The organism is Blastococcus sp. CT_GayMR19 (assembly GCF_004570385.1).
Taxonomy (GTDB): Bacteria; Actinomycetota; Actinomycetes; order Mycobacteriales; family Geodermatophilaceae; genus Blastococcus_B.
Map to the genome: position 1 here is coordinate 89,148 of NZ_SPQL01000017.1, position 13,362 is coordinate 102,509.

General features: G+C 73.6%; 13 protein-coding genes and 1 tRNA gene. 10 read left to right on the plus strand and 4 right to left on the minus strand.

What is annotated here, in order from left to right:
• Positions 1–49 precede the first annotated feature (49 nt).
• On the minus strand, positions 50–655 hold the full coding sequence (locus E4P39_RS19195) for an HNH endonuclease (RefSeq protein WP_245159961.1): 606 nt from the start codon (positions 653–655) through the stop codon (positions 50–52).
• Between the two features lie 153 nt (positions 656–808).
• Between E4P39_RS19195 and E4P39_RS19200 the strand changes: the two genes are divergently transcribed.
• From E4P39_RS19200 to E4P39_RS19235, 8 genes are all read left to right on the plus strand, one after another.
• Entirely contained in the window at positions 809–2,887 is a 2,079-nt protein-coding gene (locus E4P39_RS19200; protein WP_135138190.1) for a prolyl oligopeptidase family serine peptidase, read from the plus strand.
• A gap of 128 nt (positions 2,888–3,015) precedes the next feature.
• A complete protein-coding gene (locus E4P39_RS19205; protein ID WP_245159962.1) occupies positions 3,016–4,326 on the plus strand; it encodes an MFS transporter in 1,311 nt (436 codons plus the stop codon).
• Complete coding sequence (locus E4P39_RS19210) at positions 4,323–4,754, plus strand: globin (protein WP_135138191.1); 432 nt, start codon at positions 4,323–4,325, stop codon at positions 4,752–4,754. The genes E4P39_RS19205 and E4P39_RS19210 overlap by 4 nt, the downstream gene beginning before the upstream one ends.
• 55 nt (positions 4,755–4,809) lie before the next feature.
• Entirely contained in the window at positions 4,810–6,396 is a 1,587-nt protein-coding gene (locus tag E4P39_RS19215) for a glycoside hydrolase family 13 protein (RefSeq protein WP_135138192.1), read from the plus strand.
• A 113-nt stretch (positions 6,397–6,509) separates the two neighbouring features.
• The gene (locus tag E4P39_RS19220) at positions 6,510–7,073 is read left to right on the plus strand and encodes a biotin transporter BioY (protein ID WP_135138193.1); all 564 of its coding nucleotides are present in this window, start codon (positions 6,510–6,512) and stop codon (positions 7,071–7,073) included.
• A complete protein-coding gene (locus E4P39_RS19225) occupies positions 7,070–7,798 on the plus strand; it encodes an ABC transporter ATP-binding protein (RefSeq protein ID WP_209306625.1) in 729 nt (242 codons plus the stop codon). Before E4P39_RS19220 ends, E4P39_RS19225 begins: the two co-directional genes overlap by 4 nt.
• Complete coding sequence (locus tag E4P39_RS19230; RefSeq protein ID WP_135138194.1) at positions 7,795–8,442, plus strand: energy-coupling factor transporter transmembrane protein EcfT; 648 nt, start codon at positions 7,795–7,797, stop codon at positions 8,440–8,442. The genes E4P39_RS19225 and E4P39_RS19230 overlap by 4 nt, the downstream gene beginning before the upstream one ends.
• Positions 8,432–8,968: an MOSC domain-containing protein gene (locus E4P39_RS19235; RefSeq protein WP_245159963.1), complete on the plus strand. Its 537-nt coding sequence runs from the start codon at positions 8,432–8,434 to the stop codon at positions 8,966–8,968. Before E4P39_RS19230 ends, E4P39_RS19235 begins: the two co-directional genes overlap by 11 nt.
• Positions 8,969–8,977: 9 nt before the next feature.
• Here E4P39_RS19235 and E4P39_RS19240 read toward each other — a convergent pair whose 3' ends face one another.
• The 3 genes from E4P39_RS19240 to E4P39_RS19250 form a co-directional block, all read right to left on the minus strand.
• Positions 8,978–9,391 carry a thioesterase family protein gene (locus E4P39_RS19240; RefSeq protein ID WP_135138195.1) on the minus strand — a complete coding sequence of 138 codons (414 nt, stop codon included), beginning with the start codon at positions 9,389–9,391 and terminating at the stop codon, positions 8,978–8,980.
• 58 nt (positions 9,392–9,449) lie between these two features.
• Positions 9,450–11,120, minus strand: coding sequence for an energy-dependent translational throttle protein EttA (gene ettA / locus E4P39_RS19245; protein WP_135138196.1), 1,671 nt, complete (start codon positions 11,118–11,120; stop codon positions 9,450–9,452).
• 102 nt (positions 11,121–11,222) lie between these two features.
• The gene (locus E4P39_RS19250) at positions 11,223–11,753 is read right to left on the minus strand and encodes a single-stranded DNA-binding protein (RefSeq protein ID WP_135138197.1); all 531 of its coding nucleotides are present in this window, start codon (positions 11,751–11,753) and stop codon (positions 11,223–11,225) included.
• Between the two features lie 205 nt (positions 11,754–11,958).
• Here E4P39_RS19250 and E4P39_RS19255 point away from each other — a divergent pair.
• Positions 11,959–12,031, plus strand: a tRNA-Arg gene (locus E4P39_RS19255).
• A gap of 270 nt (positions 12,032–12,301) precedes the next feature.
• The coding region (locus tag E4P39_RS19260; RefSeq protein ID WP_135138198.1) for a lytic murein transglycosylase at positions 12,302–13,362 on the plus strand (1,061 nt) is incomplete at its 3' end.

Here is a 13,362-nt window from a genome sequence, read left to right on the forward strand (position 1 = left end):
GCTCGTCGTCCGCATGGACATGGCTCTGCTCATCGGTGCGTTCGCACGCTCACGCGCTGACGCTCTCGGGCACGCCGAGCCACTCCCGCCACCGCGGGTCGACCGATCGGGTGCCCAGCAGCCGCCACGCCGCGCCGCTGGGCGTCCGCGGTGGATGCGGCAGCGCCCAGCCCATCTCCGCCAGCGACCGGTCGGCCTTGGTGTGGTTGCACCGGCGGCAGGCGGCCACGACGTTGTCCCACGTGTGCGTGCCGCCCCGGCTGCGCGGGACCACGTGGTCGATGCTCGTGGCCGAGCTCCCGCAGTAGACGCAGGTCTGCCCGTCCCGGGTGAACACGGCGCGCCGGGAGAGCGGCACCGAGGACGGGAACGGCACCCGGACGTAGCGGGTCAGCCGCGCCACGACGGGCACCGGGAGGCTGATCGTCTCGGCGTGCACCACGTCCTGGGTGGCGTCGACCGACTCGGCCTTCGCAGCGAGGACCAGCACGATCGCCCGCCGGCTCGAGACGACGCACAGCGGCTCGTACGTGGCGTTGAGCAGCAGGGTCGCCCCGGTGGTGCCCGGAGAGGGGGCAGGCAGGATCGACGGGATCGGGTCGCGGCGAAGGCCTGGATGGCCCCCCGACGCGGACCCGGACGCGGCACGCGGCACGGATCACCTCCGGACGCCGCGGACCGCCGGTGGCTCCGAGACCCGCGGGCTGCCCCATTCTGACCCGACCGGGCACGATCGGCGCAGTCAGAAATCGCCGCCGTCTCCTGCGGTGGGCCCGGGAACGGCGCTCCCGGCACTACCGTGGGCACGATGCGCTACCCCGACGCTCCCCGGCTCGACCTCGTCGAGGACCTGCACGGACACCGCGTCGCCGACCCCTACCGCTGGCTCGAGGACCCCGCGGACCCCCGCACCGAGGCCTGGTCGCGGGCACAGGACGCCCTCACCGCGGACCTGCTCGGCGCCCTGCCGCTGCGCGAGGAGTTCGCCTCGCGCCTCGAGAAGCTGGTGCACGCGGGCGCGGTCGGCGTACCGGTGTGGCGGGGCGAGCGCGCCTTCTCCACCCGCCGCGATCCGGGCCAGGAGCACGCCGTCCTGCGGGTGCGCGAGGCGGACGGGACCGAGCGCGTCCTGCTCGACCCGATGGCCCTCGACCCCGACGGGACGACGACGCTCGACGCGTGGTCGCCGTCCTGGGAGGGCGACCGGCTGGCGTACCAGGTGTCCACCGGCGGGGACGAGGAGTCCCGGCTGCACGTCCTCGACGTCGCGAGCGGGACCTTGATCGACGGGCCGGTCGACCGCTGCCGCTACTCCCCCGTCGCCTGGCTGCCCGGCGGCGAGGAGCTGTTCTACGTGCGCCGCCTCCCCCCGGAGGACGTGCCCGCCGGCGAGGAGCAGTTCCACCGGCGGGTCTGGCGTCACCGGGTCGGCGCCCCGGCCGACACCGACGTGCTGGTGCACGGCGAGGGCAGCGACCCCACCACCTACTTCGGCGTGCACACCAGCCGGGACGGCCGCTGGCTGGTGGTCTCCGGCGCGGCGGGAACCGCGCCGCGGGACGACGTCTGGATCGCCGATCTGGCCGGGAACGGCGAGCTGCGCGAGTTCCAGGTCGGGGTCGACGCGCAGACCGCCGCGTGGGTCGCCCGGGACGGCCGGCTCTGGCTGATGTCCGACCGGGGCACCCCGCGCTGGCGGCTCGCCGTCGCCGACCCGGCCGATCCGGCCACCTGGGCGCCCGAGTTCTGGCAGGACGTCGTCCCGCAGCAGCCGGACGCCGTCCTCTCCGACGTCGCGCTGGTCGACGCGCCGGACGGAACGCTCCAGGTGCTCGCCGTCCATGCCGTGGACGCCACCGACCGGTTGTCGGTCTGGGCCGGGAACGGCTCGGGGCGCGTGGCCGAGGTCGGCGGGCTGGGCGTGGGCAGCGTCTCCGGGGTCGGCTCCCGGCCGGAGGGCGGGACCGAGGCGTGGATCGGCTACACCGACTACGCCACCCCGCCGTCGGTGCTGCGCTGGGACGCCGGCTCCCCCACCGCGCTGAGCAGCTGGGAGGAGGCGGACGTCGCCGGCGACGTCCCGGAGCTGGCCGTCATCGAGACCCACGCGACCTCGCCGGACGGGACGCCGGTCCACGTCTTCGTCCTCTCCGGTTCGGGCAACCCCGACGCGCCGCGGCCGGCCGTGCTCTACGGCTACGGCGGCTTCAACGTCTCGCTCACCCCGGCCTACACCGCGCAGGCGCTCGCCTGGGTGGCGGCCGGGGGCGTGTGGGCGGTGGCCAACCTGCGCGGCGGGTCGGAGCACGGCGAGGAATGGCACCGGGCCGGCATGCGGGAGCGCAAGCAGAACTCCTTCGACGACTTCGCCGCCGCCGGGGAGCACCTGGTGGCACAGGGCTGGACGACGCACCAGCAGCTCGCGGTGATGGGCGGCTCGAACGGGGGCCTGCTGGTCGGCGCGACGCTGACCCAGCGGCCGGATCTCGCGGCCGCCGTCGTCTGCAGCGCTCCCCTGCTGGACATGGTCCGGTACGAGCGCTTCGGGCTGGGCCGCACCTGGAACGACGAGTACGGCACGGCCGAGGACCCGACGGAACTCGGCTGGCTGCTGGGCTACTCGCCGTACCACGCCGTCCGGGAGGGGACGGCGTATCCGGCGGTCCTGTTCACGACGTTCGAGTCCGACACGCGGGTCGACCCGCTGCACGGCCGCAAGCTCGCCGCCGCGCTGCAGCACGCGACCGCCTCGGAGGCCCCGGTCGCGCTCCGGCGGGAGACCTCGGTCGGGCACGGCGCGCGTGCCGTGAGCCGGACGGTGGGGCTGGCCGCCGATCAGCTCGCGTTCCTGGCCGCGCACGCCGGCCTGTCGCCCCGAGGGGTGTGACCGTTACCCCGTCCCCCACATCGGCAAACGGACCTGGCAGTATTAAAAGTGATGAGCCGCTCACAGGTCGTGATCACCGCCGCTCGGGCAGCCGTCGGCACGCCGGCTGCGCCCTCGGCGAGGGTCCGTTGAGCGCCGCACCCGAGGAGGGCTCCGCCATCAGCGCACCGGAACGGCAGGCGACCTTCCGCGAGGTCTTCGCCGTGCGGGAGTTCCGGCCGCTGTTCGGCAGCTTCCTGCTCTCCACGATCGGCGACGAGCTCGCGCGCGTGGCGCTCACGGTGCTCGTCTACCAGCGCACCGGGTCCCCGCTGCTGTCCGCGATCACCTTCGCCATCGGCCATCTGCCCTGGCTGCTGGGCGGGCCGCTGCTCTCGACCCTGGCCGATCGCCTGCCCCGGCACCGGGTCCTCATCGCGACGGACGCCGCCCGGGCGGTGCTGGTCGCGCTGCTGGCGATCCCCGGCGCGCCGCTCTGGCTCCTGCTCGGCCTCTTGTTCCTGATCGCGCTCTGCGCGCCCCCGTTCGAGTCCGCCCGGTCGGCGCTCGTGGCCGATGTCCTCGAGGGCGACCAGTACGCGGTGGCGACGTCGCTGTCGAACATCAGCCTGCAGCTCGCGCAGGTCATCGGGTTCGTCGCCGCCGGGGCCCTGGTGGCGGTGTTCAACCCCTCCGTGGCGCTGCTGCTCGACGCGGGGACGTTCGCCCTGTCCGCCCTGTGGCTCTGGGCCCGGCTGAAGCGCAGACCCGCCCCGCTGTCCGAGGGCGGCGGGGGGAAACGCTCGCTGTGGCAGGACGCGGCGGACGGGCTGACGTTCATCGGCCGCACGCCGCGCCTGCTGGCCATCGTGGGCGTGCTCTGGCTGGGCACCATGTTCGCCTACGCCTCGGAAGGCGTGGCCGCTCCGCTGGTGGACGAGCTCGGGCAGGCGACGACGGCCATCGGGCTCCTTCTCGCGGCCAACCCGTTGGGGGCGACGATCGGCGGGCTGGTCATCGGGCGGCTCGTCCCGCCGGACCGCCGCGAGCGGCTGGTCGCGCCGCTGGTCGTGCTGACGCTGGCCCCCGTGCTGGTGGCCGGCCTGGTGGCGCTGCTCGCCGGTCCGGGGACCATCCCCTTCGCCACGGTGATCGGTCTGCAGTTCCTCTCCGGCCTGGCCTCGGCGTGGGTGATCCCGCTGAACGTCACCTTCGTGCAGGCGGTGCCGAGCGCCTACCGGGGGCGGGCCTTCGGCGTCGCCGTCAGCGGCCTGTACGGCGTGCAGGGCATCGGCGCGCTCGCCGCAGGCCTCGCCGCGGAGGGCGTGCCACCGAGCGGCGTCGTCGCCCTGTCGGGTGGCCTGGGGCTGATCGCCGTACTCCCGGTGCTGGTGGCCTTCCGACGTACGCAGGGTCACATGGCCGCAACCGGCTCCCCTGGGGGACCATCGTCGGGATGAGCGAGTCGAGCCGGTCGCTGCCCTCCGCACGGACCTTCTACGAGGAGGTCGGCGGTGCTCCGACCTTCACCCGACTCGTCGCGCGCTTCTACGCGGGTGTGCGGACCGACCCGGTCCTCGCGCCGCTGTACCCCCAGGACGACTGGGACGGCGCCGAGACGAGGCTCCGCGGCTTCCTCGAGCAGTACTGGGGCGGGCCGACGACGTACTCGCAGGAGCGCGGCCACCCGCGGCTGCGCATGCGGCACGCCCCGTTCGCGATCGGCCCGGCCGAGCGCGACGCCTGGCTGCGGCACATGCGGGACGCCGTGGACTCCCTGGCCCTCTCCCCCGACCAGGACGCGACCCTCTGGGGCTACCTGGAGATGGCGGCCCGCAGCATGCAGAACCGCATTCCCGACGGCGGCAGCGACCTCTCCCCCGCCTGACCTCCGCGGGGCGTTCCTGCGCCTCCCGCACGCCACGACACCCCCGAGGAGCCCGGTGCACCCGGACCCGAGCACTCCCACGCTGTCCGCGGACGCCGACTGGTGGCGCGAGGCGGTCGTCTACCAGATCTACATCCGCAGCTTCGCCGACGGGAACGGGGACGGCGTCGGCGACCTGGCCGGCATCCGCAGCCGGCTGCCGTACCTGGCCGAGCTCGGTGTCGACGCCGTGTGGATCACGCCGTTCTACCCCTCCCCGATGGCCGATCACGGGTACGACGTCGCCGATCCTCGCGACGTGGAGCCGGTGTTCGGCGACCTCGCCGGGTTCGACGCGCTGCTCGCCGACGCCCACCTGCTGGGACTGCGGGTGACGATCGACCTGGTGCCGAACCACACCTCGGACCACCACGAGTGGTTCCGGGCGGCACTGGCGTCGCCGCCGGGCTCGGCCGAGCGGGCCCGCTACCTGTTCCGCGACGGCCGCGGGCCGGACGGGGCCGAGCCGCCGAACAACTGGCCGTCGGTCTTCGGCGGCCCGGCCTGGACCCGTGTGCCGGACGGCCAGTGGTACCTGCACCTCTTCGCGCCGGAGCAGCCGGACCTGGACTTCACCAATCCCGAGGTGCTCGCCGACCTCGAGACCACGATGCGGTTCTGGCTGGACCGGGGCGTCGACGGCTTCCGCATCGACGTCGCGCACGGCATGGCCAAGCCCGAGGGCCTGCCGGACATGGTGCCCACCTCGGACACCGGCCTGCTCGCCGACCACGGGCCCGGCGACCTGCGCTTCGACCAGGACGCCGTGCACGTCGTGCACCGGAGGATCCGCACCGTGCTCGACGAGTACCCGAGATCGATGGCCGTCGGCGAGGTCTGGGTGTCCGACGACGCGCGGCTGGCGCAGTATCTCCGGGCAGACGAGCTGCAGCTCGCCTTCAACTTCAAGCTGCTGTCGGCGGAGTGGGAGCCGGACGCGCTGCGCGACGCCGTGACCCACTCGCTGGCCGCCGTGGCGGAGACGCCGGCGCCGGCCTGCTGGGTGCTGTCCAACCACGACCGCTCGCGGCACGTGTCCCGCTACGGCGGAGGCCCGGTCGGACTCCGCCGCGCGCGGGCGGCGGCGCTGCTGCAGCTGGCCCTGCCCGGCGCGGCGTACCTCTACAACGGGGACGAACTGGGGTTGCCCGACGTCGACCTGCCCGACGAGGTGCTGCAGGACCCGGTGTGGGAACGGTCGGGGCGCACCCAGCGGGGCCGGGACGCCTGCCGGGTGCCGGTGCCGTGGTCGGGGAGCGAGCCGCCGTACGGCTTCTCGTCGCGGCGCGACACCTGGCTGCCCATGCCGGAGGGCTGGGCCGGCCTGACCGCGGAGGTGCAGGCGGGTAACCCGGCGTCGATGCAGTCGCTGTACCGATCGGCCCTGGCGCTGCGGCGCTCGTCGCAGGCGTTCACGGGCGACCTCGAGTGGCTGCCGGCGGCCGAGGGCTGCCTGGCCTTCCGCCGGACCGGCGGTCTGGCGTGCCTGGTGAACCTCTCCGGCGCGCCCGTTCCGCTGCCCGAGGGCCGGGTGCTGCTGGCGAGTGCCGACGTCGGCGGCGGCACGCTGCCCGACGACGCGGCGGTGTGGCTGCACGCCTGACCGGCGCCCACGTTCCGGGAGCGGGCGGGGTCCGTTACCGGCACTCCGGTACTTTCCGGGCCACAACGGCGCCCGGCGTGACCGGCACCGGCGGCCGCACCCGGGAGACTGCTGTGAAGACCAAGGACCTCGCCTACATCGCGCTCTTCGCCGCGATCACCGCGGTGCTCGGACTGGTACCGGCCATCCAGGTGGGTCCGGTCCCGATCACGGCCCAGACCCTCGGCGTGATGCTGGCCGGGGCCGTCCTGGGCGCGCGCCGGGGATTCCTCTCGCAGCTGCTGTTCCTGGTCCTCGTCGCGATCGGCCTGCCGCTGCTCGCCAGTGGCACCGGAGGCCTGGCGGTGTTCGCCGGGCCGACCGCGGGTTACCTGATCAGCTGGCCGATCGCGGCGTTCGTCGTCGGGTGGCTGACCGAGCGGTTCTGGGCCCGCTACAACCTGGCGTGGGGCGTGCTGGCCAATGTCGTCGGCGGAATCCTGGTCATCTACGCGATCGGCGTTCCGGTTCTCGCAGCGATGGCGAACCTGTCGCCGAGGGCGGCGATCGTGTCCGGCGCGCTGCCCTTCCTGATCGGTGACGGGATCAAGGCGGTGCTGGCCGCGGTGATCGCGGTCCAGGTGCGCCGGAGCTACCCGGTCATCGAACGGCCGCAGCGGGCGGTCGCCCTCAAGTGAGGCTGCGCCGGGAGACGACCGCGCCGGTCGCGGACCCGGCCCGCGGCATCGAGCTGCGCGGGGTCCGGCACGTCTACGGCGACCGCGTGGTGCTCTCCGAGGTCGATCTGCACCTGACCGAGCGCCGGATCGGCATCGTCGGCGCCAACGGTTCGGGCAAGAGCACGTTCGCCCGCCTGCTCAACGGCCTGGTGGTGCCCGCGACCGGCAGCGTGCTCGTCGACGGCCTCGACACCCGCACCCACGTGCGCGAGGTGCGCCGGCGAGTGGGCTTCGTCTTCCAGGACCCCGACGCCCAGATCGTGCACCCGACGGTCGCGGAGGACGCCGCCTACGGGCTCGAGAACCAGGGCGTGCCGGCCGCCGAGCGGGCGGCGCGCGTCGCGGAGGTGCTGGAGCGGTACGGGCTGGCCGGGCACGCCGACCACCCGGCACACCTGCTCTCGGGCGGGCAGAAGCAGCTGCTGGCCATCGCCGGCGTGCTCGTCATGCGCCCGGCCCGGATCGTCTTCGACGAACCCACCACGCTGCTGGATCTGGTCAACACCCGCCGGGTCGCGCAGATCATCGACGAGCTCGACCAGCAGGTCGTCGTCGTCACCCACGACCTCGAACTGCTGGACGGGTTCGACCGGGTGCTCGTCTTCGACGCCGGCCGGGTGGTCGCCGACGGCCCGCCAGACAGCTCGGTGGCCGCCTACCGCGCGCTGATGGTGCACCGGTGACGCTGGCGCTGTACGTCCCCCGGGGCACCGTCGTCCACCGGACGCCGGCGGGCTGGAAGCTGCTGGCTCTGGCGGGGCTGAGCGTGCTCGTCTTCGCCGTCCCGACGCTGCCGGTGGTGTGCGGCGCGCTAGGTGCCGTCGTCGTCGTCGGGCTGGTGGTGGCCCGGCTACCGGCCGCCGTGCTCCTCCGCCAGACCCGCGCGGTGCGGTGGATGCTGGTGGCCATCTTCATCCTGCACGCGGTGCTCACCGACGTCCTCACCGGCACCCTGACCGTCCTGCGGCTGCTGGCGCTGGTGCTGGCCGCCGCGGTGGTCACCGCGACCACGCGGGTGACCGCGATGGTGGCCGTCGTCGAGCGCATCTGCCGGCCGCTGGAGTGGGTCGGCGTCCGCCCGGCTCGCATCGGGCTGGTCATCGCCATGGCGCTGCGGTTCATCCCGCTGATCGCCGAGCGGGCCGACCGGATCCGCGACGCCCAGGCCGCGCGCGGCGGCTCGGTGCGGGGCCTGCGGGGCCTGAGGACGACGGTCGTGCCGCTGCTGGTCCAGGTGCTGCAGCTGGCACACACGGTCAGCGAGGCGCTGGACGCCCGGGGCGCCGACGACGTGCCCCTGCGGCGACGGGATCCCCGTGCCACCTGACGCCGGCTCCGTGGTCGAGATGTGGCTGGCGGGCGCAGCGGCCGAGCCGATGCGCCGGGTCTCGTCGGTCGCCGCCGTCGCCGGGCTGGGACTGGCCGGGGACCGCTATGCCCTCGGGGGCGGCACCTGGGCGCAGTACCCGGATCTGGAGAAGCAGGTGACTCTGATCGACCGGGACGACGTCGCCGCCGTCGCCGCGGAGACCTCGTCCGAGCTCACCCCCGGGGACACCCGCCGCAACATCGTGACGACGGGCATCGACCTGCCCGCGCTCGTCGGGCAGTGGTTCCGGGTGGGCGACGCGCTGCTGTTCGGGATGAAGCGATGCCCGCCCTGCACCCACCTGGAGCGGCTGACGGGGGTGCGGCTGGTGAAGGCGATGGCTCACCGGGGCGGCATCAACGCCGCAGTGGTCGCCGGCGGTCCGATCGCCGAGGGTTCCCTCGTGCGGCCCGTGCCCGAGGAGGAGGCCGTCCGGGCCGGTGCACCGACCGGTGCCGACCGCCCGGTGCCGCGGCTGGTCTGACCGGCCGGCTCAGGCGGCCGCTTCGTCGGTGAAGCGGGCGAGGAAGGCCTTCTCCTCCGGGGTCAGCCGGCGGGGGCGGTTGAGCGCGAAGTCGAACGGCACGAGCATCGTCTGGCCGGTGGCGGCGAGCCGGCCGTGGTCGAAGGCCTCGTAGTGGCAGAGGAAGGACGCCGCCCGCACGCCGGACACCCAGATCTGGATCTCCAGCGGCTCGGCGTCGTACTCGACGGGGAGCCTGTAGGTGATCTCGTGCGAGTGCACGACGAGGCCGCGGCGCATGCCGGTCTTCTCGTCGTGCGTGGGGTGCTCGAAGAAGAGGCTCACGCGGGCCATCTCGAAGTAGCCGAGGAAGGCCACGTTGTTGATGTGCTGGTAGGCGTCCATGTCCGACCAGCGCATGGGAACCCGCACGGTGTGCCTCACGGGCGACACCCTGCCGTACGGCTGCCGGGGGCGCAGAACACCCCCGGCAGCCGGCCGGTCAGTCGCGGGAGAGCTTGCGGTACGTCGCGCGGTGCGGGCGCGTGGCCTCGATGCCGAGCCGGTCGACCTTGTTCTTCTCGTAGTCCTGGAAGTTGCCCTCGAACCAGAACCACTTGGACTCGCCCTCGTAGGCGAGGATGTGGGTCGCGACGCGGTCGAGGAACCACCGGTCGTGGCTGACCACGACGGCGCAGCCGGGGAACTCCAGCAGGGCGCTCTCGAGGCTGGTCAGCGTCTCGACGTCCAGGTCGTTCGTCGGCTCGTCGAGCAGCAGCAGGTTGCCGCCCTGCTTGAGGGTCAAGGCGAGGTTGAGACGGTTGCGCTCACCACCGGACAGGACGCCGGCCGGCTTCTGCTGGTCGGGGCCCTTGAACCCGAAGGCGGCGACGTAGGCACGTGAGGGCATCTCGACGTTGCCGACCTTGATGTGGTCCAGGCCGTCGGAGACGACCTGCCACAGGGTCTTCTTCGGGTCGATGCCGGCGCGGTTCTGCTCGACGTAGGAGAGCTTGACCGTCTCGCCGACCTTGATCTCGCCGTCGTCGGGCTTCTCCTCGCCGACCAGCATCTTGAACAGCGTGGTCTTCCCGGCGCCGTTGGGGCCGACGACACCGACGATGCCGTTGCGCGGCAGCGTGAAGGACAGCTCGTCGATCAGCACCCGGTCGCCGAAACCCTTGGTCAGCTTCCTGGTCTCGACGACGACGCTGCCGAGCCGGGGGCCCGGCGGGATCTGGATCTCCTCGAAGTCCAGCTTGCGGAACTTGTCGGCCTCGGCGGCCATCTCCTCGTACCGGGCCAGCCGCGCCTTGCTCTTCGCCTGGCGGGCCTTGGCGCCGGAGCGCACCCACTCCAGCTCCTCCTTGAGACGCTTGGCGCGCTTGGCGTCCTTGGCGCCCTCGACCTGCAGGCGGGCGGCCTTGGTCTCGAGGTAGGTGGAGTAGTTGCCCTCGTAGGGGTAGGCGCGGCCCCGGTCGAGCTCGAGGATCCACTCGGCGACGTTGTCGAGGAAGTACCGGTCGTGGGTGACGGCGACGACGGTGCCCGCGTACTTCTCCAGGTGCTGCTCCAGCCACGCGACGCTCTCGGCGTCGAGGTGGTTGGTGGGCTCGTCGAGGAGCAGGAGGTCGGGCGCCTCGAGCAGCAGCTTGCACAGGGCGACACGGCGGCGCTCACCACCGGACAGGACGGTGACGTCGGCGTCGCCGGGCGGGCAGCGCAGGGCGTCCATCGCCTGCTCGATGCGGGCGTCGAGCTCCCAGCCGTCGTGGTTCTCGATGACCTCCATGAGCTCGCCCTGCTCGGTGAGCAGCGCGTCGAAGTCGGCGTCGGGCTCCCCCATCGCCGCGCTGACCTCCTCGAAGCGGGTCAGCGCGTCGCGGAGGGGCTTCACGGCCTCCTCGACGTTGCCGCGGACGTCGAGGTTCTCGTTGAGCGGCGGCTCCTGCAGCAGGATGCCGACCGTCGCGTCGGGCGCCAGCGCCGCCTCACCGTTGGACGGCTGCTGCATGCCGGCCATGATCTGGAGCACGGTCGATTTGCCGGCGCCGTTGGGGCCGACCACGCCGATCTTGGCGCCGGGCAGGAAGGACAGGGTGACGTTGTCGAGGATCACCTTGTCGCCGTGCGCCTTGCGCGCGCGGACCATCGTGTAGATGTACTGAGCCACTGGGCTTCGAAGCCTTCCGTCGTCTCGCGAGCGAGGGTGGGGCCGCCGGATCGCGGCCCCACCCCGTGCGTTCTCGCCTCCGATCCTCCCAGCCCGGGGCAACTAGACGCGCGCCGGTTCCAGCGAGGAGCTCTCGGAGTCCACCTCGTACAACGCGCCGGACCCGCTGCCGTAGTCCTCGCTGGTGGAGGCCTCGTCCAGGTCGCGGGCCAGCTGCTCCTCCTCCGGCGTCGGCTGCGGCTCGCGACCGGCCTCCTGGCCGTTCGCCAGCGCCGCGCGGGCGGGACGGTGGAAGTCGCTCCAGCCCCGCGCCAGGTTGGGGCCGACGGCGGTCGCCCTGATCTGGGGCGCGGACCGTCGCCCGGCCTCGGACTCCCAGCTGCGCGTGGTCAGCGTGCCGCGCACGATCACCGGGTCGCCCTTGCTGATGCTCCGCGCGACGTTGCCGCCGAGCTCGCCCCACGCCTCGATGTCGACCCACAGGGTGCCGGCGTCGACGAACTCCTGCTTTCCGGTGTCGTACCGGCGGGCGGTCGAGGCCATCCGGAAGTTGGTGACGGCGCTGTTCTCCAGCCGGACGCGCCGGGGCGAGTCGACGACGTTGCCGACGACGGTCAGTTCGGTGTCGTTCATGGTGCTCCTCGGGCTGCTGCGCGGACTCGCGCTGCCGGCGCGGTGCCGGTGTGCAGACGACCCTCGCCGCTGCCGGTCGGCCCTGACCGGCGCCCGAACCATCTGTGGACGACCGGCCCGCCTGTGGACGGGCTCACCCCAGGGCATGACCACGCCGTTGCCTGCCGGCCCGTCGGCCACGGCCGATGGAATGATCTGGAGCCGAGCGCCCGTAGCTCAGTGGATAGAGCAGGTGCCTTCTAAGCACTTGGTCGCAGGTTCGATCCCTGCCGGGCGCGCCTCGAACCCGCCTCCGGCCCGTGACGACGGAACGGCGACGTCCGCGTGGACCGGATTGCGAACCTCGCGTCACGGGTAGATCGCGGCGGCTGCGGGGGCAAGACGTGCCGCCGGCAGATCGTCGGGAGTGACGGGTGCGGAGATCGAGGGTCGGCCATGACGAGCCGGCAGAGCCCAGCGGCACCGGCGACGAAGGGGCCCGGCGGATCCGTAGCGCAGGGGGCGCGGTGCGCCCGAGGCGGCGGCGGATCCACCGACGGCGGTGGCCCGTGGTCGCGGTGGCCCTTGCCGCGCTGGGCGGGCTCGTCGCCCCGCCGCCCGGCCCGCGGCCCGCGCTGGCAGCCGCCGATCTCTCCGGCGCCGCTGCCCAGACGACGGCGACAGCGCTCGACCGGTTGTCGGCCGGCGCTCCGCCCGGGGCGATCACCTTGGCCGGCCTGCCCGCCCGACCCGCGGAGGGACAGCCTGCCCCACCCGCGCAGATCACCGGGCTCGCCGCCAACGGCATTCCGAACGTCGTCCTCAACGCCTACCGCGTCGCCGCCGCCCGCATGGCGTCCGCGAAGCCGTCCTGCGGCATCGACTGGTCACTGCTGGCCGGGATCGGCCGCGTCGAGTCCAACCACGGCCGCTACGGCGGGGCCGTCCTGAACCCCGACGGCACCGCGACACCGAGGGTCCTCGGGCCGGCGCTGGACGGCGTGCAGTTCGCCTACATCGCCGACAGCGACGGCGGCCAGTGGGACGACGACACCCGGTACGACCGGGCGATGGGCCCCATGCAGTTCATCCCCACGACGTGGCGCGCCTATGCCGTCGACGCCGACGGGAACGGAACGACCGACCCGTTCGACATCGACGACGTGTCGCTCGCGGCCGCCAACTACCTCTGCACGGCCGGCGGCGACCTGCGGACCGACGCCGGGCAGCGCCGGGCGGTGTTCGCCTACAACCACTCGGACAGCTACGTGAACCAGGTGCTCGGCCTCGCCCGGGCCTACGCCTCCGGCATCCCGGTGGCCGGCCTGCCGATCATCGGCAACACGACCGGCGCCGTCCCGGCACCCGACTGGACCGGGATCCCCGCCGCCCCCGGGCCGGCCATCGGCGCGCGGGACCAGACGTACTCGCCGCCCGGCGAGGCCGTCGGAGCCTCGCCTCCGCCGGGTAGCCAGCCCGCCGGCACGACGGCCGGTACGCCGGCCGGTGCGGCCGCCGCGCAGCCGACTGCCGGTGCGGCACCCCCGCCCAGGTCGAGCACGTCCCAGGGAACGAGCGGCGGCCCGGCTCCCACCGGCGGCACCAACGAGCCCGCGCCGCCACCGCCGCC